Annotated in this window: 16 protein-coding genes and 1 tRNA gene; 6 read left to right on the forward strand and 11 right to left on the reverse strand. The window is 48.4% G+C overall.

What is annotated here, in order from left to right:
* Window positions 1–6 precede the first annotated feature (6 nt).
* The 5 genes from K300_RS0100265 to dpaL are packed head-to-tail and all read right to left on the reverse strand — an operon-like array spanning window position 7 to window position 4,992.
* Window positions 7–387 carry a RidA family protein gene (locus K300_RS0100265; protein WP_022849651.1) on the reverse strand — a complete coding sequence of 127 codons (381 nt, stop codon included), beginning with the start codon at window positions 385–387 and terminating at the stop codon, window positions 7–9.
* Between the two features lie 2 nt (window positions 388–389).
* Window positions 390–1,592: a knotted carbamoyltransferase YgeW gene (ygeW, locus tag K300_RS0100270; protein ID WP_022849652.1), complete on the reverse strand. Its 1,203-nt coding sequence runs from the start codon at window positions 1,590–1,592 to the stop codon at window positions 390–392.
* 12 nt (window positions 1,593–1,604) lie between these two features.
* The gene (locus tag K300_RS0100275) at window positions 1,605–2,555 is read right to left on the reverse strand and encodes a carbamate kinase (protein ID WP_022849653.1); all 951 of its coding nucleotides are present in this window, start codon (window positions 2,553–2,555) and stop codon (window positions 1,605–1,607) included.
* A 9-nt stretch (window positions 2,556–2,564) separates the two neighbouring features.
* On the reverse strand, window positions 2,565–3,767 hold the full coding sequence (locus K300_RS0100280; protein WP_022849654.1) for a YgeY family selenium metabolism-linked hydrolase: 1,203 nt from the start codon (window positions 3,765–3,767) through the stop codon (window positions 2,565–2,567).
* Between the two features lie 22 nt (window positions 3,768–3,789).
* Window positions 3,790–4,992, reverse strand: coding sequence for a diaminopropionate ammonia-lyase (gene dpaL, locus K300_RS0100285; protein ID WP_022849655.1), 1,203 nt, complete (start codon window positions 4,990–4,992; stop codon window positions 3,790–3,792).
* A gap of 258 nt (window positions 4,993–5,250) precedes the next feature.
* On the opposite strand from dpaL, the gene K300_RS0100290 reads away from it, so the two are divergent.
* The 4 genes from K300_RS0100290 to K300_RS0100305 all read left to right on the forward strand — a co-directional run bounded on the left by K300_RS0100290 (window position 5,251) and on the right by K300_RS0100305 (window position 10,760).
* Entirely contained in the window at window positions 5,251–5,958 is a 708-nt protein-coding gene (locus K300_RS0100290; protein ID WP_022849656.1) for a helix-turn-helix transcriptional regulator, read from the forward strand.
* Window positions 5,959–5,984: 26 nt separating this feature from the next.
* A complete protein-coding gene (locus tag K300_RS0100295; RefSeq protein WP_022849657.1) occupies window positions 5,985–7,157 on the forward strand; it encodes a threonine synthase in 1,173 nt (390 codons plus the stop codon).
* A 10-nt stretch (window positions 7,158–7,167) separates the two neighbouring features.
* The gene (locus tag K300_RS0100300) at window positions 7,168–8,622 is read left to right on the forward strand and encodes a pyridoxal-phosphate dependent enzyme (protein ID WP_022849658.1); all 1,455 of its coding nucleotides are present in this window, start codon (window positions 7,168–7,170) and stop codon (window positions 8,620–8,622) included.
* 146 nt (window positions 8,623–8,768) lie between these two features.
* A complete protein-coding gene (locus K300_RS0100305) occupies window positions 8,769–10,760 on the forward strand; it encodes an EAL domain-containing protein (RefSeq protein ID WP_022849659.1) in 1,992 nt (663 codons plus the stop codon).
* On the opposite strand, the gene K300_RS0100310 is transcribed toward K300_RS0100305, so the two are convergent.
* From K300_RS0100310 to K300_RS0100320, 3 genes are all read right to left on the reverse strand, one after another.
* Window positions 10,757–11,215 (reverse strand): hypothetical protein, encoded by a 459-nt coding sequence (locus tag K300_RS0100310; RefSeq protein WP_022849660.1) that lies wholly within the window; start codon window positions 11,213–11,215, stop codon window positions 10,757–10,759. The two genes, K300_RS0100305 and K300_RS0100310, sit on opposite strands and share 4 nt — an antisense overlap.
* The gene (locus tag K300_RS0100315; protein WP_026836212.1) at window positions 11,216–13,582 is read right to left on the reverse strand and encodes an HD domain-containing phosphohydrolase; all 2,367 of its coding nucleotides are present in this window, start codon (window positions 13,580–13,582) and stop codon (window positions 11,216–11,218) included.
* Window positions 13,583–13,656: 74 nt separating this feature from the next.
* Entirely contained in the window at window positions 13,657–14,571 is a 915-nt protein-coding gene (locus K300_RS0100320) for an AEC family transporter (protein WP_022849662.1), read from the reverse strand.
* 403 nt (window positions 14,572–14,974) lie between these two features.
* Between K300_RS0100320 and K300_RS0100325 the strand changes: the two genes are divergently transcribed.
* The gene (locus K300_RS0100325) at window positions 14,975–15,214 is read left to right on the forward strand and encodes a hypothetical protein (protein ID WP_022849663.1); all 240 of its coding nucleotides are present in this window, start codon (window positions 14,975–14,977) and stop codon (window positions 15,212–15,214) included.
* A gap of 119 nt (window positions 15,215–15,333) precedes the next feature.
* On the opposite strand, the gene K300_RS0100330 is transcribed toward K300_RS0100325, so the two are convergent.
* Complete coding sequence (locus K300_RS0100330) at window positions 15,334–15,951, reverse strand: class I SAM-dependent DNA methyltransferase (protein WP_022849664.1); 618 nt, start codon at window positions 15,949–15,951, stop codon at window positions 15,334–15,336.
* A 185-nt stretch (window positions 15,952–16,136) separates the two neighbouring features.
* Here K300_RS0100330 and K300_RS0100335 point away from each other — a divergent pair, with 185 nt between their 5' ends.
* Window positions 16,137–17,312 carry an aminotransferase class III-fold pyridoxal phosphate-dependent enzyme gene (locus K300_RS0100335; RefSeq protein WP_022849665.1) on the forward strand — a complete coding sequence of 392 codons (1,176 nt, stop codon included), beginning with the start codon at window positions 16,137–16,139 and terminating at the stop codon, window positions 17,310–17,312.
* Here K300_RS0100335 and chrA read toward each other — a convergent pair.
* Complete coding sequence (chrA, locus tag K300_RS0100340) at window positions 17,299–18,462, reverse strand: chromate efflux transporter (protein ID WP_022849666.1); 1,164 nt, start codon at window positions 18,460–18,462, stop codon at window positions 17,299–17,301. The genes K300_RS0100335 and chrA overlap by 14 nt on opposite strands.
* A gap of 538 nt (window positions 18,463–19,000) precedes the next feature.
* Window positions 19,001–19,074: transfer RNA gene (locus tag K300_RS0100350), tRNA-Arg, on the reverse strand.
* Between the last annotated feature and the right edge of the window lie 275 nt (window positions 19,075–19,349).

Genomic DNA, 19,349 nt, shown 5'->3' on the forward strand with positions numbered 1-19,349 from the left:
GTTATATTATTCTTTGAAAGCCACCGCCTCCACTTCAACCAGAACGTTCTTGGGCAGGGTTTTAACCGCCACACAGGAGCGTGCAGGGGGCTGATCCTCAAAGTATCTTCCGTATACTTCGTTGAATACGCCAAAGTTGCCCATGTCGCTTAGAAAGCAGGTGGTTTTTACTATATCCGCCATGGTGCATCCCGCCTTGTCCAGAACAGCCTTGAGATTCTCCATAACAAGCTCGGTCTGGGCGGCGATATCTCCATCGAGCACCTCGCCGTTTTCCGCCTTGAGGGGGATCTGGCCGGAGGTGTAGACCATATTACCCACAGCAACCGCCTGATTATAGGGGCCGATGGCAGCGGGCGCTTTTTCCGTTGCTATTATATGTTTCATTATTACTCTCCGATTATCCTCCGGGCGTTTCTTTCGAGAACGTCCTGAAGTGTGTCCGCAGGGTTCCTGAACTTGCTGAGGAATATCATTGCGGCGATGATATAGGGCTTGTAGCTCGCCTCTTTGTAGAGGGGAACACGGTAGCGGTCGAATACCGATGCGGCGACCTCACCCTGATCGCAGGATACACCTGTGATGTCTGCGGGGAGGCAGTGCATATAGAGAGCTTTGCCCTCTTTTGTGGTTGCCATAAGCTCTTCGGTGCATTCCCAGTCGGTATGCTTGGCGTTGTCCGCAAGGAGCTCCTTCTCAAGGGCCTTGATGCCGTCCAGATCACCCTCGCCGAAGAGGTTGGTTCTCTTCTCCATGGCGGCAAAAGGTGCCCAGCTCTTGGGATAGACGATGTCCGCATCCTTGAAGGCCTCGGCCATGCTGTTTGTCTTGGTGAAGGTTCCGCCGGAGTTCTCTGCGTTTACCTTGGCGATATCCTCAACCTCGGGCATAACCTCGTATCCTTCGGGGTGGGCGAGGGAGACGTCCATGCCGAAACGGGTCATAAGGCCGATGATACCCTGGGGAACGGAGAGAGGCTTGCCGTAGGAGGGGGAATAGGCCCATGTCATGGCAACCTTTTTCCCCTTGAGGTTCTCTATCCCGCCGAAGGTTTCGATGAGGTGCATAGCATCCGCCATACTCTGGGTGGGGTGGTCTATGTCGCACTGCAGGTTTACGATGGTGGGTCTCTGCTCGAGAACGCCTTCCCTGTAACCCGCTTCTACTGAGGCGGAAACCTCTTTCATGTATGTGTGACCCTTGCCGATGTACATATCGTCACGGATACCGATGACATCCGCCATGAAGGAAACCATGTTCGCAGTTTCACGAACGGTTTCGCCGTGGGCGATCTGGGATTTGCCTTCATCAAGATCCTGAACCTCAAGGCCGAGCAGGTTGCATGCACTGCTGAAGCTGAAGCGAGTCCTTGTGGAGTTGTCCCTGAAAAGGGATATTCCAAGACCGCTGTCGAAGACCCTGGGGCTGATGTTGTCCTTGCGGAGGGAGGCGAGGATCTGTGCTGTTTTGAAAACCGCCTCAAGCTCCTGGGATGATTTGTCCCATGTGTGAAGAAAGTCGTTGAGGAACATCTCCTCGGTTCCAAGTGTGCTGAGCTGTTTTATAAGCTCTGCGCTGTTTATTCTGCTCATCGGTATACCTCTTTATCGTGTTATTATTGTTCCTGTTTTGTGTTCTATAGCATCCTTGAGAAGGGAGGGTTCGGTTATGATAACCTCCTCTCCGCCGTTTTCGATAAATTTGACAGCCGCTTCGATCTTGGGGAGCATGCTCCCTGCACCGAAGTGCCCCTCTTTTATATACTCTTTTATCTTATCAACGCTTATCTTCTCAAGCTTTTCCTCGTTTTCCTTGCCGAAGTTTATATATACGTGGCTTACACCTGTGGAGATTATGAAGCGTTTCGCCTCTATCTTCTCCGCCATCAGCGCGGAGAGGAGATCCTTATCCACAACTGCGTCAATGGCTTCGTAGGCGCCGTCTTTGTAAATGACGGGGATGCCTCCGCCCCCTCCGGCAACAACGACATAGCCCTTCTCGATGAGATCGCTAACAGCATCTATCTCCACAACCTCCGTAGGTTGGGGGGATGCAACAACCCTGCGGAACCCCCTGCCGGAGTCCTCTACGAACTGCCAGTCCGGATATTCGCTCTGCAGCTTCTTCACCTGCTCCTCGTTAAAGAATGAGCCGATGGGCTTGCTGGGGTTCTTGAACTTCTCATCCTCTTTGTCCACCAGAGCCCTTGTTACGAGGGTCATGGTCTGTTGGGGGAGGTTTCTCTTCCTCAGCTCGTTTCCGAGGGCCATCTGGAGCTGGAAGCCGATGGAGCCCTGGGTATCTGCAACACATATGGAGAGGGGAACCTCATGGAGCCCCTCGGTTTTGAAGGCTATGGCGGAACGTCTGAGGATGAAGCCAACCTGGGGACCGTTTCCATGGCAGATAACGAGGCGGTAGCCCGCCTCCACGATATCCGCCAGATGGGTGCAGGTTTCCACAAGGGCATTGTACTGATCTTCCACAGATTTATGCGCCTCATCCTTAATGAGGGAGTTACCCCCTATGGCAACGAGTACTATATCCTTCTTCATGCGCCCACCTTACGTTCGGCTGAGGTAAACCTTCGGGAGAGCCGCATAGAGGGCGGCGCACCTTACAAGATCCTCTTTCCATGTTTTTTCATTGGGGGCGTGGGCCTGAGCCTCTGCTCCGGGTCCGAATCCCACTGTGGGGATGCCGAAAAGGCCTGTGATGGAGACTCCATTGGTGGAGAATGTCCATTTGTCGATTCTGGGATCCTTGTCGAAGAGCTTTTTGTATGTGTCTGCCACTGCCTGAACGGATTCGTCATCCTCCTCTACGACCCATGAGGGGAAGTAGCAGTCTGTGGGGTATACGAGGCCTGTATATGAGGGCTCATCGTAAACGTACATCTCTACCTTTGCGCCCGCCTTCTTTGCGGAGGGGAGCTCGGCGATCTGGTTCATTGCGTATTCCTTATCCTCACCCTTTGTGAGACGGCGGTCTACGGATATGCTGCATCCGTCGGAAACTGCGCATCTTGAGGGTGAAGTGGAGAATATCTCGGATACTGTGAGGGAGCCTTTGCCGAGGAAGTCATCGGTGATGAGGTTTTTATGAAGCTCCTCAAGCTCCTGAAGGATGGGGGCCATCTTGAAGATTGCGTTGTCGCCCCTTTCGGGTGCAGAGCCGTGTGAGCTTACACCGTCCACGGAGACCTTGATCTCCATACGTCCCCTCTGGCCTCTGTATATTCCGCCGTCCGTGGGCTCTGTGGAGATAACGAATTCGGGCTTGAGGTCCATCTCTTTGATGATGTACTGCCAGCAGAGACCGTCGCAGTCCTCCTCCTGAACGGAGCCGACCATAACGAGCGTGTAGTCGTCCTCAAGGCCGAGGTCTTTGATTATCTTGCCCGCATAAACCATGGAGGCCATGCCACCTTCCTGGTCGCTGGTTCCCCTGCCCACGATGATCTCGTCATCCTCGTAGCCTTCGTAGGGGTCATACTCCCAGTTGTCTCTGTTACCTATGCCCACTGTATCGATATGCGCATCGTAGGCGATGAGCCTTTTTCCGTGGCCGATGGTTCCGTGTATGTTGCCCATGGGGTCGATTTCAACCTTGTCGAAGCCGACCTTCTCCATCTCTTCCTTAATGCGGAGAACAACCTTCTCCTCATCACAGCTCTCACTGGGAATGCGGACCATGTCACGAAGAAATTTCGTCATATCGTCCTTATACTTTTCCGCCATTTCCAGTATCTTTGCAAAATCCTGCATGTAACTTCCTCCGTAATGTATATTATTGTCGCTTTAAATATTTTCCGTACCAGACTATCTCTTTAAAATTAACGGGGTCGGTGTTTCCTTCGGTGTTGAACATGAGTATGACAGAGTCGCTGCCAAGACCCAGCTCTTCTTTGATAGTCGTAAAGTTAGGATCGTTCATTATAAGATCAAGTACGCCTATGCCCACCGGGCCGGATTCGCCGGCTATGATCCGGTCGTCACCGAGGATGGGGCATGAGAGTATGCGCATCCCGTTCCCCGCCAGATAATCCTCACAGCTTATGAAAGCTCTGGCGGACTTTTTGAGTATATCCCAGCCGATGGGGTTCGGCTCTCCGCAGGCAAGACCCGCCATGATGGTATCCAGATCCCCGCCTACGGTGTGGGGCTTTCCGTCACCAGCCTTTGCGGATTCATAGAGGCATGCCGCACTGTGGGGCTCTACCACTGCGGTTATGGGTGCCTCATCGCCGTAAACCTCGCTCATAAATGCGAGCACGGCTCCGGCCATAGCCCCCACGCCAGCCTGCAGGAAAACGTGGGTGGGCTTTACATCGCCGAGCTGTTCCACAGCCTCATAGGGCATGGTCATATAACCCTGCATGATCCATGTGGGGATGTCAACATACCCCTCCCATGCGGTATCCTGAACCATATACCAGCCGTTCTTCTCCGCCTCTTCGCAGGCGAGCCGGACAGCATCGTCGTAGTTCAGATCCGTAACATGGCATGTTGCTCCATGGGCCTCAATGCTCTTTACCCTTGCAGCTGCGGCACCCTTGGGCATGTAGATCACCGCATTTTGCTTGAGCTTTTCCGCAGCCCATGCGATTCCTCTGCCGTGGTTGCCGTCGGTGGCTGTGATGAATGTTATGTCGCCAAGCTTTTCGTGCACCTCGGGACTTGTGAGATAATCGAAATCAACATCTGCGATATCCACGTCGAGACGTTCACAAAGGAGTTTCGCTACGGCGTAGCTTCCTCCTAGCACCTTGAAGGCGTTTAGGCCGAAGCGGTAGGATTCGTCCTTTACGTAGAAATCCTTTAAACCCCAGTATTCTGCCAGTTTGCCCAGGTGGGCGAGGGGGGTAGGCTTGTATCCGGGGATACTCTTGTGAAAGCTCACAGCCTTCTCTGCCTCTTCCCTGGAGAAGAGGGGGTAGCTGGAATTGCCCTGAACTTCGTTTAGAACATACTTAAGATCGTTTATGCTCATAATTTTATCTCCGTATAAGCTAAGTTATACAATTTATTTTATGGTGTCAACAAAATTGTGTAGGGTTTGCTATTGTTGATGGTCGGTATAAAGCATTGGTGTAAATGGGTATGATGAGGGAGGTGGTAATGTTGTATCGGTTAAAATACTGTAATATTGTTGTAAATTATACACGAAATTTTGTATAATAAGATAGCTGTTGATTTTATACAATAAATTGTATAACTTAAAAACCTTGTCACAGCAGAGGTGGAGAACATGAGCGAAAAAACTACACTAAGCGAGATCGTAAGCCAGTTTACCGAAGAAGACAAGAACATTATAAGATCCTATGAGGATGTACTGGAGGGTATTGCCGCCTTCTTCGGAAGCCACTGTGAGGTGGTTCTCCACAGTCTTGAGAACATCGAGTGCTCCATAACAAAGATAGTTAACGGTCATCTGACCGGACGTCAGGAGGGGCATCCCATCACGGACAAAGGCCTTCAGGTTATTCTGGACTATAAGAGGACCGGCCGCCAGCACACTGATAACTACATAACAAACAACTCCCTAGGCGAGCCTATGCGCTCCATCACAACTATAATAACCAACAGGGGCAAGGCCATCGGGCTCATATGCATAAACTTCAGCCTCTCCATGCCCCTTGCCGATTTCATAAAGGAGTTTAACGTTTTCCGATCCGAAGGAGCCGGCGAAGCGAAGCAGGAGGAGTTCTTTGTGAACAGCGTTGAGGATCTTATACATAACGCTGTGAACGATATATACATGGAGATAGGGACAAAAACCTCCATAGCAAACCATGAAAAGAACAAGCATATCGTACATACCCTTTACGAACGGGGTATATTTGATATAAAGGGTTCTGTGGTCATGGTTGCGGAACACCTCAAGCTCTCGAAGTACACCATATACAGCTACATTAGAGAGCTTAAGGAGAGCCGTGATAACGGCGCACAGCATTAAATTCTATAATTCGGAGTTACTTTATAATGGATATCAGATACATATGCACCGAGTGCGGTTCCAGATACGACATAAGGCCTGATCTTATGGTGTGCCCCTCCTGTGCCCAGGGGCAGGGTGCCGATGAGCCGGTAAGGGGGATCCTTGAGGTTGAAGCGGCGTGGAAGGCTGATGTGGATTTTGATGTTTTCGATCTCCTCCCCGTTTCAAAGGAGTTCTTTCCCTCCATACCCGTTGGCAACACACCCCTCTGGCAGCCTGCAAACCTGAGAAAGGAGACGGGATTCAGCAACCTGTTTATAAAGGACGATGGGCTTAACCCAACATTCTCCTTCAAAGATAGAGCATCATTCCTCGTTTCCGCCTTTGCGGCCAGCCACGGCATAAACGAGATCGCCCTTGCCTCCACAGGCAATGCGGGTTCCTCCATGGCTGGTGTGGGCGCTGCCGCAGGACAGAAGGTTACTCTCTTCCTCCCCGAGACCGCCCCCGAGGCGAAGATCGTGCAGGCTCTCCAGTATGGTGCAACGGTTCATAAGGTGAAGGGTAACTACGACATGGCCTATGACTTCTCCCTTGAATACTCGAAGATAAAGGGGGGAATGAACCGAAATACAGGGTATAACCCCATGACTATCGAAGGGAAGAAGACCGTATCCCTCGAGTTATTCAAGCAGATGGGAAGACCGGACTGCGTCTTCGTCTCCGCAGGGGATGGATGTATTGTTGCGGGCGTTATTAAAGGGTTCAAGGACCTTATGCAGGCGGGACTCATAGATTTGATGCCCTGCGTATGCGCAGTTCAGGCGGAGAACAGCGACGCCCTAACAAGGGCCTCGGAAAAAGGGATGTTCGATAACCTCCCAGCTTCCACTGTGGCGGATTCCATCAGTGTGGACATCCCGAGAAACGGGTATCATGCCGTTAAGCTGATGAGCGATTACGACGGAAGGTTTATCCGTGTGAGCGATGCTGAGATACTCAACGCCCAGCATACTATGGCCTCCCGTGCGGGGATCTTTGCCGAGCCCGCAGGTGCGGCGGCATATGCCGGTTTTCTGAAAACTATACCCGAACTGGAGAAGGATGCACGTATCGCCGTTATCTCCACCGGAAACGGGCTCAAGGATATAGCCTCTGCCCTTAAGGGTGTTGAGGCTCCCAAGGAATCAATAAAGTCGTTGAATGATATATTGTAAGGAGAACTGAATGAGCTTTGATATTGATAAGCAGGGGCGTGAGAGAAACGCCTCCTACCTGAAAGAGAAGGGGATAACCCTGCCCACCTTTGAGATGATGAGGAATCCAGAGAAGGTTCCCTCGGAGGTTAAGGAGGGGCTTAAGTCCGTCGGACTTTGGGAGGTAAACCCCCTGAACCTTTATAGAATTACATGGAAAAACGAGCAGAAGGAGAAGGGGGGGCTTTATAATGGAGTGAACCACATCGTTCTCCCCCCTGAACTCACAGGGTGCAGAGCAAACATCATAGCACTAACCGGAAAATGGTTTCCCACCGGTGCCCATAAGGTTGGCGCAACATACGGATGCCTCGCCCCGGCTCTTGTTACCGGAAGCTTCGACCCCGCAAAGACAAAGGCCGTATGGCCCTCCACAGGTAACTACTGCCGAGGCGGTGCATACATATCTGCACTGCTTGCCAACAGTGCAATCGCCATACTCCCCGAGGAGATGTCCAGGGAGCGTTTCGAATGGCTCAAAACCGTTGCGGGAGAGGTTATAGCAACCCACGGGTGCGAGTCCAACGTTAAGGAGATCTTCGATAAGTGCTGGGAGCTCCGCCGCTCCGGCGAGGATCTGCGCATCTTCAACCAGTTTGAGGAGATGGGCAACCCGATGTGGCACTACAACGTGACAGGGCACGCCATTGAGGAGCTTATCAACCATTACGTCGGCGAGGGTGAGAACTACTCCGGATTCGTATCCTCCTCAGGCTCTGCAGGAACACTTGGTGCTGGCTATTACCTTAAGAAGAAGTTTCCCAAATCGAAGCTAGCGGTGGGAGAGGCCCTTGAGTGCCCCACGCTTCTCAATAACGGCTTCGGTGATCACCGCATAGAGGGGATCGGCGACAAGCATGTTCCCTGGGTCCATGACTGCAAAGATACCGATTTCGTTGTTGCCGTTGATGACGAGAAGGCTGTTCGGATCCTCCGCCTATTCAATGAGGAGAAGGGAAAGAACCTTCTGGCAAAGGAGGGTGTTTCCTCCGATGTTATCGATACACTGGAGCTTCTCGGAATATCCGGTATCGGGAATATGCTTGGAGCGATCAAATACGCCAAGTACAACGAGCTCACCGAGAAGGACTATGTTGTAACCGTTGCCACGGATTCCCTCGAGCTTTACGGCTCACGCCTGCAGGAGCTCGAAGAGGAGAAGGGGCGCTACACCGAAGGGAATGCCGAAAGGGATTACGAGCTCCTTAACTCATTGAGCTATGACAACTTCAAGGAACTCACCTACTACGACAAGAAGGCTATCCATAACCTCAAGTATTTCACATGGGTGGAACAGCAGGAGAGGAGTATCGATGAGCTGAACGCCCAGTGGTACGACCACGATAACTACTGGAACAGTGTTCTTGAGATAGCTCCTGAAATTGATGAGCTCATAACAGAATTCAACAGGATGATCACCGGCTGATTGAAGCCGTTCTTTATGCACATCCTCATAGGGGCGGTATACACTTTGTGTGTGCCGCCTTTTTTCCTTAACGCAAAATGACACCAATGATACATTTACAAATATAAAAAAGTATTATATTCTTCTGATACTGAGGAGGAATCTTAATGGACAACTGCCTTCGTCTGATCAGTGAAGAATTTACCGCTCAGCTTAACGGGAATAAATATTTCAGCGCATTTCTTAACGGTGAGAATATCAGCATAGTCACCGAGAAGGTCTATATGTTTCTGGACAGGGCGCTGAGCAGTGAATTCGATGAGAGTCTGCGAGAGCAGGCATTCAATATCGGCGCAAGGCACTATCATCTTGATATACCCCTCCTGCATGTCATTGAGTTTCTTGAGCATATAGAGGATAACCTCGCATATTCCATAGAAAACCCGAACGGCATGATGTGCAGCTATAACCTTGATAACTTCGGTGCGATAAAATCAGAGATAAGCAAAGCTTACCTCTTTGAGCAGGTTCAGAATGCAGACTTTTACAACATAAGCCTTTTCACCGTTTACTCCACCACAAACATTGTTACCTCAACGATTTCCTGGATGATGGATGTTAACAACAGGATACTCTCAGGAGACCTCGAGAAGGGCCCTGAGCTAAGCCATAACGCCTGCATACTCAGCGGACACTTCAGTAAACCTTACTTCCGTATGATCTTTAACCGTACGGATGACGAGCGCAGGTTCCATGAAATGCATACAGGTCTTCACAGTACAGCAAACAGTCTATTCTACTTCTATGATAATCAGGACTACAATAAGACGTACCTTCTTTACTGCGACCTTCTTGAGCAGTGTAACAGTCTGCTCAGCTTCTTCTATGAACGTATACTCCTCTTTGAGCAGAACAAGAAGAATATCCTTTTGAGCCTGGTGGAGGATAAGCTGAGTGAAGGAGAGGATATATCCCTGATATGTCTGAATGTACGTAATATGGCTGTTATCAACGATGTTTGGGGGCAGGAAAACGGGGATTTTGTTCTGAACGAGGTGGAGAGCGTTGTGGATAAGATCTACGGGATCTATAACGAAAATGCCACATACATAAGAACATCCGAAGGTTTATTTTATATCGCCGTATTCGCTCCAAGGACAGAGGCTCAGGACAGCTTTGAACGTTTTGCTGGGCTAATAGACGGGATGTCTGTGACCAAGGAACTGCTTGAGATAAACCTCAGATTTATATGTGTATTTCTTCCCCTTAGCGACAGTGACTCTGATTATAAGGGGAATCTTGCCTACCTTACGAAACAGCTTCTCAACAAATGCAAGGATGATAATGAATGGAAGATGCTCTACGAACGCTCTGATATTGAGGAGCAGGTAGCCCGTATTGAGGAGAAGAAAAGGAACAACCACTACATTATACAGTCCTTCGATGCTGACAAGATATTCCCTTTCTACCATACGATATTCTCCTCCAAAACGGGGGAGGTCGAGCATGTTGAGGTGCTGGCCAGGGTTTGCGATGACAAAACCTGCATGAATGCGGGGATATTTATCGACTACCTGATAGCGACGGACAGGATCACGGAGCTGGATAGAAAGATACTGCATCGTGTGGCTGAAGACCTTGAAGTGCTGGGTGAGCATGTTAATCGAGTTTTTATCAACATGAACCCTAAATCTCTGCAGTCCGATGATTATCTCAAGACGTTCGAGTGGTTTAACAGGCTTGCACGTGAAAAGGAAGTGGAAGCAGTATTCGAGATAACGGAGCAGGCGCTGTTTCGAAATGTGAATATAGTTCGCGCGCTCCATATGAAATACGGCGTTAAGTTTGCCATAGACGACTTCGGAACAGGATACTCTAATTTCAATATCGTATCGGAGATGGCGAGAAACGAACTCATCAACTACATAAAGATAGACGGCTCCCTTATCAAGAATATCCTAGAATCCCCCGAAGGATTTCATATTGTTGAAGGTATCAGCTCGATTGCCCAGAAGCTGAACCTGAAAACCGTTGCTGAGTTCGTTGCAAATAGAGAGATTCTCGAAACCATTCGCAGGGTTGGGATAGACAATGCCCAGGGCTTTTATCTTTCCCAGCCGGCTCCCCTCGAAAAGCTAACCTTTGAGGGCAAGCTTTAATCTCTGAGTTCTTTTATTAGTCTGGAAGTAATATCAGAGCCTTCCCCTTTATCCGTTGTGATCCAGTAGTTACCGTCCTTATGAACGAAGTAGTAGTTATCCATGCCCATACCGAAGACATAAACGGTTTCTTTCCCTGCGATGCTCACCTCCCTGCGGTTGGTGAACATGCGGCTCTGGTCCATCTTACCGTCCATAACTTCATGGAGCTTTCGGGATGTTTTTTTATCCTCGGCGAAGGATGTCCAGAGTATGGCCTTGGCTTCGCCGCATTCGTAATGGGCAACATACGCACTTTTCAGGTCGATATCCCTGCGATGCAGCTTGATGATCTGCCGTTCCGCCTCCTCTCCGGTTACCAGCTTTTCGATGGTGCATCCATTGATTGCAGGGGCGTTTGAAGCAAATACACTCAAAGGGATAAGGGATAAAACAGCGATAATAAGACCTTTCATCTAGCTCTCTCCTCCACTGATATACTGCTGAACATCCACTTCGTCTATCTGTTCAGGTTTTAGGGTTTTTTCTGCATATTCCCTGTAGATACCGGAGGTTAGAAAGAGTTCAAATATTTCCGAATCGATCTTGTCTTCCTTTGCCATGAAGCTGAGGATCTTTACTGATTCTGAAAGTTTCTTTGGGGCTTTGTATGGTCTATCCGCCGCTGTTAGCGCTTCGAAGATATCCGCAACAGCCATTATTCTGGCTGGGACGCTCATCTCATCCCTTGTGAGCCTGCGGGGGTAACCTGTTCCGTCCATCGTCTCATGATGCGCTCCGGCGTATTCAGGAACATTTGAAAGATTCTGCGGGAATGGGAGTTCCTCAAGCATCCGGATGCTCATGATCATATGCTCGTTTATCTTGTAGCGCTCCTCTTCGGTGAGTGTACCTCTTTGGGTGCTAAGGTTGTACAGTTCCCCTTTGTTATAAAGGTTTTGAGGAACATCCACCTTGAAGCCGAGGGCTTCGAAATCCTTTGTATCATCATCGGATCGGGCAGAGACGTGGAAGGGGGCATCCATGAGAACGTTTTCCTCTTGGGGGAGGTCTCCCGATTCTTTGAGTTGTTTATCCTCCTCGAAGGAGAGCCCTGCTGTTCTGTCGAAGTATGGTTTCCAAGTTCTTTCTGCGATCTGCCTCAGCCTTTCAAGATCATCATCGGTAACGAAATGATCCCCGTTGTTCAGGAAGGCAGTGAACTCAAAGTCCTTTTTCAGCTTATCCTTTTCACCATCAAGCCATTTGTTTACCTCATCCCTTTCTTCGCCGTTAATGATCCTTTCGCACGCCTCAATCTCTTTGTCCCTAAGGAGAACCTCAAAGCGTGTGCGTATCTCATGGATGCGGTTGTAAATCGTTTCTAGCTTTACTGATTTATCCATAATATGATCGGGGATAACTAATTTCCCGCAGTCGTGAAGCCATGCGCCAATGTAGAGTTCGCGCCAGTCATCCTCGCTTTTGAGAGTGAAGTCCTTGAGAGCTCCCTGTTTCGAATCCGATGCGGCTTTTGCCAGCATCTCAGTAAGCACGGGTACTCTGCGGCAGTGTCCGCCTGTGTATTTGGACTTATTGTCCACAGCTTCTGCGATAAGCTTGATGAAGGAATCGAAAAGCTCCTGCTGGGCCTTCTGATAGGCTTCGATATCGCCGGACATATGTACCAGAGATGTGGAAAGCTCCTGATATTCTTTGATAATCGTTTTTATACCCTTGACTTTGGAAAACTCCCGCTTACTTACCAGCTCGTTCTCCCCCATGAGCTCACGAAGGGGACGGACTATGATATAACTGCTGAACATTATCAGCGGTATGATGATTACTGAGAGGAGCAGGGTCACCATAAACGATATCGTTATTATGCGTATGTAAGGACCGGCCATCACACTGTAAGGCACAGCGATAACAATCTTTGCAGACTCCCAGAAACCATCGGTCACGGGAGTTGTTTCGACGAGATACTCAACTCCGTTAACATCAGCCTTCAGCACCCCTCTGCCTTCGCTGAGGAGATCTTCGCTGTATTCATTAAAAAGGTTTATATCTGAACCGCCTGCTGCGGCAATGAACTCGTTGGAGCTGTCCAGAAGGAAGATGCCTGTTTGCTCATAAACCTTCTCCGATTCCAGAATGGAAGAAAGAGAATGCAGTGAAACATCTGCGGCTAGTACCACATCCTTGCCGGATATATGCTTTGCATATGTAACGCCTGCTTTTTTCAGATTGCTGAATACGTATGGTTCTGTGCGTATGGTTTTGTCGCTTTCTATGGCAGAGCGGTACCATGGACGGTTTACGGGGTTGTACTCAGTCTCTTCTATCCTTGAGCGAATCAGTTTCTTAGCATCATCAAGGAAATAAGTATACTTAAGCCCTGTACCACCCGGGATCATGATTATACACCACCGGGCATTTTCCGGTGCCAGAAAGGTTGAGCGGATGTTATTTCCAATCTCAAGGTTTACGATCTCAAAGAAGCTTCCGTCACTATGTCCGGTATACAGGGCGTAAAGGTCGGGCATGTTTTCAAGCATCCGGGTAAAAGAAGCTGTCAGGGGGTGTTTCCTTTCGGTATCCGGCGGAACAGCAATGTCAGGATGAACCTCAAGATAGTTCACAACGGCGGATGTTCTTTCATCAAAACCCATAATTCCCTGTTTTATGTCCTCAGATATGGTGGCGAAATGGTCCTCTGTGGCGGATATGGCCATCTTGTTGCTGTAGTAATACTGAACTGTCATAACGAGCAGTACGCCTATTACTGCCACAGCAATGAAGTTCATGATTATACTGATTCGGATAGGGATCGATTTAAACATGGCACAACCTGAAGTGTATTTATACAGTATTAGTATTTATAACACACAGGTTTGCTGTTTTCTATCAAACAGGACTACAGAAAAATATCCGAAATCTGGATAACCAGTGTGAGGGTTATTCCTGAAAGCGCTGTGGTCGCAAAGATGATGCCTGCAAGGATATCAGGTGAACGGTTGAACTTGATCGCCAGCATAAGGGTTAGGATAGCTGTCGGGGAGGATGTTTGAAGCAGAGCGGTTTTGCCTTCCAGTTCTGTTATCCCAACAAAAATGAGGATAGGGGCAGCTATGAGCGGGGAGAGAATAAGCCTAATAATGGTTGCCGAACTAAGAACCTTAAGGTTTACCTTCTTGAGGTTTATGTTTGCGAGTTGCAGGCCCAGTATGAAAAGCATCATCGGTATGGCTGCCTGCCCCAGAAGCCCGAAGCTCTTCTCGGCAAAGGAGGGGAGCGGGATCTTCAGTGTAGTAAACACCATCGCCGCAATAAAGGCATGGAACAGAGGCATTTTCAGCATATCCTTCACCGATTCCTTGATGCTGTGCTGGTTGCTGCTTATGAGTATGCCCAGGGTGAGTATCGGGAAAACGAATGTTACGAAGTATATAACAGAATAGGGGAGCGTTCCCTCACCGTAGGTAAAGATAATGAGCGGAATCCCGAAGTTGCCGGAGTTTATCATGGATGTGCCAAGTATGAGGGATATACGTTCGTTTGTATTCAATCTCAGCAGGAGTGCCGTCAGGTATGACAGACCTATCAGGGCAGCCATGAGAAGAGCCATGAACATAAAGGGCTTAATGAGCACATCCACTTGCACCGACTGCCTGTACAGGTTATCGAAAACCATTATGGGTGCGAGGATGGTCAGGGTTAGATCGCTGATCGCTTTGATGTTGGGCTGATACTTCTTCTGATAGATGAATGCCAGGCCAATAAGAAAGAATATGGGCAGAATCGACTGCTCGAAGATTATCAGGAATTCCATAGCAGAGAGCTTAATCTAAAGATGGTAAAATGCCAATACAATAGTTTTGATTTAATAGTGTGTAGTTTCTATAGCGTATTAATATGGCACATTCCATGGGTTTAATCGGTAGCTATAACGTTTACACTTGAGAGAAAACAACGTGATACATGAAATGGAATTCCGTCAATAAGTAGACTAAAAGCCAGTAACTTATTTGGCCATAAAAGCTCTTAATCTTTCCCGAATGTTTTACAGCCGAATAAGCTCTTTTGGAACCGCCATCTCTTACGAATTTATGAATATAAATGAGTGACAATGGCGGATGTAAAACCCTGAGGGAATAGTTTTGCATACTTTTCTAAAAAGTATGTGGCGCATAAGCGCAAAACAAATAAATTAGTGACTAATTTCGAATATAAGTATGAAAGAAAAAGATCGCTGGGAACTTTTTAGGGAAAAATCTCCCCTTAGGATCCCCTTAAAAACCCATTTTAAGATAATTATCAAGGTTGAAGCGAATAAAGCCAACATGGATGTTGGCTCTGAAGGCGTAGCTGAATTGAATTGTATTCAATTCACGAAGCCGGAAGTAAGCGGAGCGAAGGCCTTGCCAAGTGTAGCGGCAATGGAATTTCCATGGATGGTAAATTCCATAGATTAGTAAAACTAAGATCGCTGGGAACTTTTTAGGGAACAAAGTTCCCCGCACCCCTCAAAAACTCATCTTTATCTATATGACTAATAAGAGATATTTAGGGGAAATCTCCCCTCAGCATACCCTTACAGCACCTCGTACGTGCAAAGCTTGCAGCTGACGTTTTCGCCGGAAAAATACACCGCATCGGTCATCTCCTTAAGCTCCCAGAGTTTCTTTGCCTCCATCTCCACCATCTTCTCCCGATAGTTGAGATCGTCATACGCTCCTTCTCTAACAGTAAAGACGATATGCCCACCGGGCTTAACGAGACTGAGTATCCTTTCGAAGGCGTCGCTTTCCACATGGCCGTAAGTGAATGTGCCCACGCATATCAACGCATCGTAGGCCTTTTCCTTCAAATCAAGGGGCATGGTGAGATCAGCATGGAAGAGGTTGTCGTATATATCCTTTTCACCAGCTACTTCCAGCATATCCTTTGAGTAATCAAGGCCATGGATGCCGCAGAAGCCGTTTTTACATAGCAGGCTCCCCACAAGGCCAGTTCCGCAGCCAACATCGATAACCTTTGCATCGGAATCAACATACTTAAGAAAGGTGTTAACGCTCTCAACAGGAGCCTGATAGCCGAACTCCTCCAGATCACCGTCATACTCTCTGGCCCATTCGTTATAGGCCTCCATCAGTTCTTCTTTGGTTTTTGCTGTGTAAACCTTTTTAAGGATCGATTTCTCTGTGTTCATAGCTTATCTCTCACCTGAATATTTCATGCTGAAATAGATTATATATAAAAGAGATGGGTGTCAAGTGGGGGGAGACGTATGTGAGCACAGGTTGTCATAGGAATAATTTCAAGAAAAGCTTTGAAAGGCTTTGATTATGGGATAATATTTTTGCAGTTAGTAACATTAGCTCACAGGGGGGTGTTATGGAACATGTATTTTTCTGTACTGGTCATGAGCTTAAGATTAAGAATGCCGTTAAGGCTGAGGGACTTTACATTACAGATGACCAGGAGCGTAAGTATCTAGATCTAGAGTCCGGTGTTTGGTGCACATCCATAGGGCACGGCAACCCCTATGTTAACGATGCTGTAAAGGAGCAGATCGACAAATTAATTCATGCCGGGTTCTGCTATTCCAGTGAGATTATGGAGTATGCGGCAAAAGAGCTTTTGCGTGTGGCAGGAATGGAGGATGGCAAGTGTGTTTTTCTCTGTTCTGGCAGTGAAGGTGTGGAAGTTACGAGGCAGATGTCTAGAACCCTTACAGGCAGGGGACTCTCCATGACTCTCCACGATTCCTATCTCGGGTCATATTCATCTTTATCAGAAGAGAGTGGTGGTTGGTTTCTCCTTGACTGGGAGAGATGTAAAAACTGCCCTGTTCAACAGACGTGTGATGAAACCTGCCATTTGTTCGCTGAGGTGCCTGAGGATATCTCTGAATTCATCTTCGAACCGGGGAGTTCCTCCGGTTTAGTTAACTTCCCGCCGGAGAAGATGATTGAGAACCTCGCTGACAAGGTGCGGGCCCTTGGAGGTAAGGTAATCGTAAACGAGGTGACCACGGGCGTTGGAAGGACGGGTAAATGGTTTGGTTTTCAGCATTATCGTATGGAGCCGGATTTCATAGCTGTCGGTAAAGGTATAGGAAACGGATATCCGGTTAGTGCGGCGCTGCTGAAAGGGGAGGATGCGGAGAAGCTTCTCGATAAAGGGTTCCATTATTCCCAGTCACATCAGAATGACCCGCTCGGTGCTTCCGTTGTTTTTTCCGTCATCCGTTTCATCGAGAACAGCGATCTTGTTACCCATGCCACGGTTTGCGGCGATTACCTCTACAAAGAGCTTGAGGGGCTTGTGGACGGAAAGCTGGTCACGGAACACAGGGGGAGAGGGTTGATGCACGTTCTGGAGTTTGCCGATCCTGCAATGGTTCAGAGGGTCTATTCTGAGCTTATTGAGAAGGGTTATATCGTAGGGAACAGGGGCAGGGCACTGCGCATCGATCCGCCGCTGATTATTGAGCAAAACGAACTTGAAGTCTTTTTGGATGTATTCAGGGATGTTTTGATGGGTCTCAGCGACACTAAGCCTGCCTGAAATATGCCATAGCTATACAGAAAAGAGCAGTTGCCCAGATGGGTGCTTTTGCGAATTTCAGCATTGCGAATGCTCCCATACAGACGGCAAAGTCGTAGGAAGAATGTACGCCCTTTACCCATACAGGGTTGTACAGTGCTGCCAGAAGAATACCCACCACACCGGCATTAACCCCCTTAAGCGAGGCTGATGCCCAGTTCTTTGCGGAGAGATGATCCCATATGGGCAGAACAGCCGGCACGAGAAGGAAGGTGGACATGAAGATTCCTAGTAGGCAAACGAGACCGGTTATAAATCCGCCCGCTGTGGTTCCAACGAAGGCGGAGAAAGTGAAAAGGGGGCCAGGAACGAGCTGGGCGATGCCATAACCGGAAAGGAAAGTGTCGTCACCCAGAAACAGCCCACCCGCTGTCTCAGCCTGTAGAAGTGGGAGAACCACGTGACCTCCGCCGAAAACAATGGCTCCTGCCCGATAGAAAATCTCGAATAACCTTAAGCTTTCATTCCCCGATAATGCCGCTGCGGCGGGGAGTGCGACGAGTAGGGTGAAGAATATACCCAGCAGTGTTGCGGATCTGCCGTAGGGTATGATGCTATTCTGCTTCATTCTGGTTGGTTCATTGTATATTAGGTAGCCCGCTCCCCCCGCGCAGAGGATAACGAGTACCTGTATAAGTGGATGCCCGGTTACAAGTACGGCGAAGGCTGAGGTGGCGGCGAGAATACGCAGGGGGTTGTCGGTGCAGAGCCTGCTCCCCATGGACCAGACCGCCTGGGCTACCACCGCAACGGTTAGCATGAGCAGGCCGGGTATGATAAATGAGTCTCTCAGGAAAGAGAAGCTACTTAGGCCGTAAGCGGCAAGAACCATAACAACAACGGAGGGGAGTGTAAAGCCAAGCCATGCGGCAAACGCCCCCGGCATACCACCTTTTCTAAGGCCTATGGAAAACCCTGTCTGGCTGCTTGCAGGACCGGGGAGGAACTGACACATCGCTGTTATGTCGGCAAACTCTTTTTCATCCAGCCATTTACGGGCTTGCACGAATTCCTTATGGAAGTAACCCATATGTGCAACAGGTCCCCCGAAGCTCCTCAGCCCAAGAGATAGAAATATGTAGAAGATCCTGATATTTTGCTTATTAATCATAGAGCCCTCTCATTCGTAATGGTAACAGTCCGGGGGGAGGGTTGCGTGGAAAAGTGGAACAAATATTTGTGAAATTGGCTCAGACCCTTAAGCGGTGGTACGCAGTTTCTTCTGTAATATCTGGGAGGCAGCAAGAAACATTCGTATCACTCTTTGCTGGAAGCTTGGGGTGGGTTCTAATAATTGTGCTGAAACTCAGGAGAAGTGGTGGTGGGTATAAGATCTTTCATGAACTACTCCAAAGGATTAGTATTAGGTTGCAATCATCATGACTGATTACAACAGTTAAGGACAATAAAAAAGTTATTGGTAGTTGCCAATAATGTATTGTAATTAATATGAACCTATTAATCTGTATTAGAATATCCAATAGATAGGGAAATATAATAGTAATAGCTCTCAGGAGGGGGTTCCCTCCTAGTCTGGGCGGTGCACTGGCACAAAAACTGGCACAATTTGACGATTTTTCGTAAGCAATGGCTTTTTTCAAATAAAAAAAGGCGAGCCAAGTGACTCGCCTTGCTAGCTTATTTATTAACGCCCCCGGCACGATTCGAACGTGCGACCTTTGGATTAGGAATCCACTACTCTATCCTCCTGAGCTACGGGGGCGTGAACGAATTTCATAACTGATACCCCACCCTATGTCAAGAAAAATTAATATTTTCATGGGATTCCATGGAATACTTCTTGTTTTTTTAAACTGAGCCTGTGGCAATAAGTTTCAATAACTTAATAATGAACAGAAGTTACCTTAGCAGCATGAGCCACATCCTTAAAATTATTTAATGATATTGATTATTTGTTCAGCAAGTGTGTATTACCTATCGTTCAGCTCTGTTTAAAAAACGGGAACCCTCCTGTTTTTCCAATAGCTTATGCCTCCT

The organism is Limisalsivibrio acetivorans, from assembly GCF_000421105.1.
Lineage (GTDB): Bacteria > Chrysiogenota > Deferribacteres > Deferribacterales > Geovibrionaceae > Limisalsivibrio > Limisalsivibrio acetivorans.

Bases quoted from the DNA above. Each gene is read 5' to 3' on its own strand.
- K300_RS0100305 (WP_022849659.1), top strand. From the start codon at position 8,769: ATGGACAACTGCCTTCGTCTGATCAGTGAAGAATTTACCGCTCAGCTT.
- ygeW (WP_022849652.1), bottom strand. From the start codon at position 1,592: ATGAGCAGAATAAACAGCGCAGAGCTTATAAAACAGCTCAGCACACTT.
- K300_RS0100275 (WP_022849653.1), bottom strand. From the start codon at position 2,555: ATGAAGAAGGATATAGTACTCGTTGCCATAGGGGGTAACTCCCTCATT.
- K300_RS0100280 (WP_022849654.1), bottom strand. From the start codon at position 3,767: ATGCAGGATTTTGCAAAGATACTGGAAATGGCGGAAAAGTATAAGGAC.
- K300_RS0100290 (WP_022849656.1), top strand. From the start codon at position 5,251: ATGAGCGAAAAAACTACACTAAGCGAGATCGTAAGCCAGTTTACCGAA.
- K300_RS0100335 (WP_022849665.1), top strand. From the start codon at position 16,137: ATGGAACATGTATTTTTCTGTACTGGTCATGAGCTTAAGATTAAGAAT.
- K300_RS0100325 (WP_022849663.1), top strand. From the start codon at position 14,975: ATGAAAGAAAAAGATCGCTGGGAACTTTTTAGGGAAAAATCTCCCCTT.
- K300_RS0100295 (WP_022849657.1), top strand. From the start codon at position 5,985: ATGGATATCAGATACATATGCACCGAGTGCGGTTCCAGATACGACATA.
- dpaL (WP_022849655.1), bottom strand. From the start codon at position 4,992: ATGAGCATAAACGATCTTAAGTATGTTCTAAACGAAGTTCAGGGCAAT.
- chrA (WP_022849666.1), bottom strand. From the start codon at position 18,462: ATGATTAATAAGCAAAATATCAGGATCTTCTACATATTTCTATCTCTT.
- K300_RS0100310 (WP_022849660.1), bottom strand. From the start codon at position 11,215: ATGAAAGGTCTTATTATCGCTGTTTTATCCCTTATCCCTTTGAGTGTA.
- K300_RS0100265 (WP_022849651.1), bottom strand. From the start codon at position 387: ATGAAACATATAATAGCAACGGAAAAAGCGCCCGCTGCCATCGGCCCC.
- K300_RS0100320 (WP_022849662.1), bottom strand. From the start codon at position 14,571: ATGGAATTCCTGATAATCTTCGAGCAGTCGATTCTGCCCATATTCTTT.
- K300_RS0100330 (WP_022849664.1), bottom strand. From the start codon at position 15,951: ATGAACACAGAGAAATCGATCCTTAAAAAGGTTTACACAGCAAAAACC.
- K300_RS0100300 (WP_022849658.1), top strand. From the start codon at position 7,168: ATGAGCTTTGATATTGATAAGCAGGGGCGTGAGAGAAACGCCTCCTAC.
- K300_RS0100315 (WP_026836212.1), bottom strand. From the start codon at position 13,582: ATGTTTAAATCGATCCCTATCCGAATCAGTATAATCATGAACTTCATT.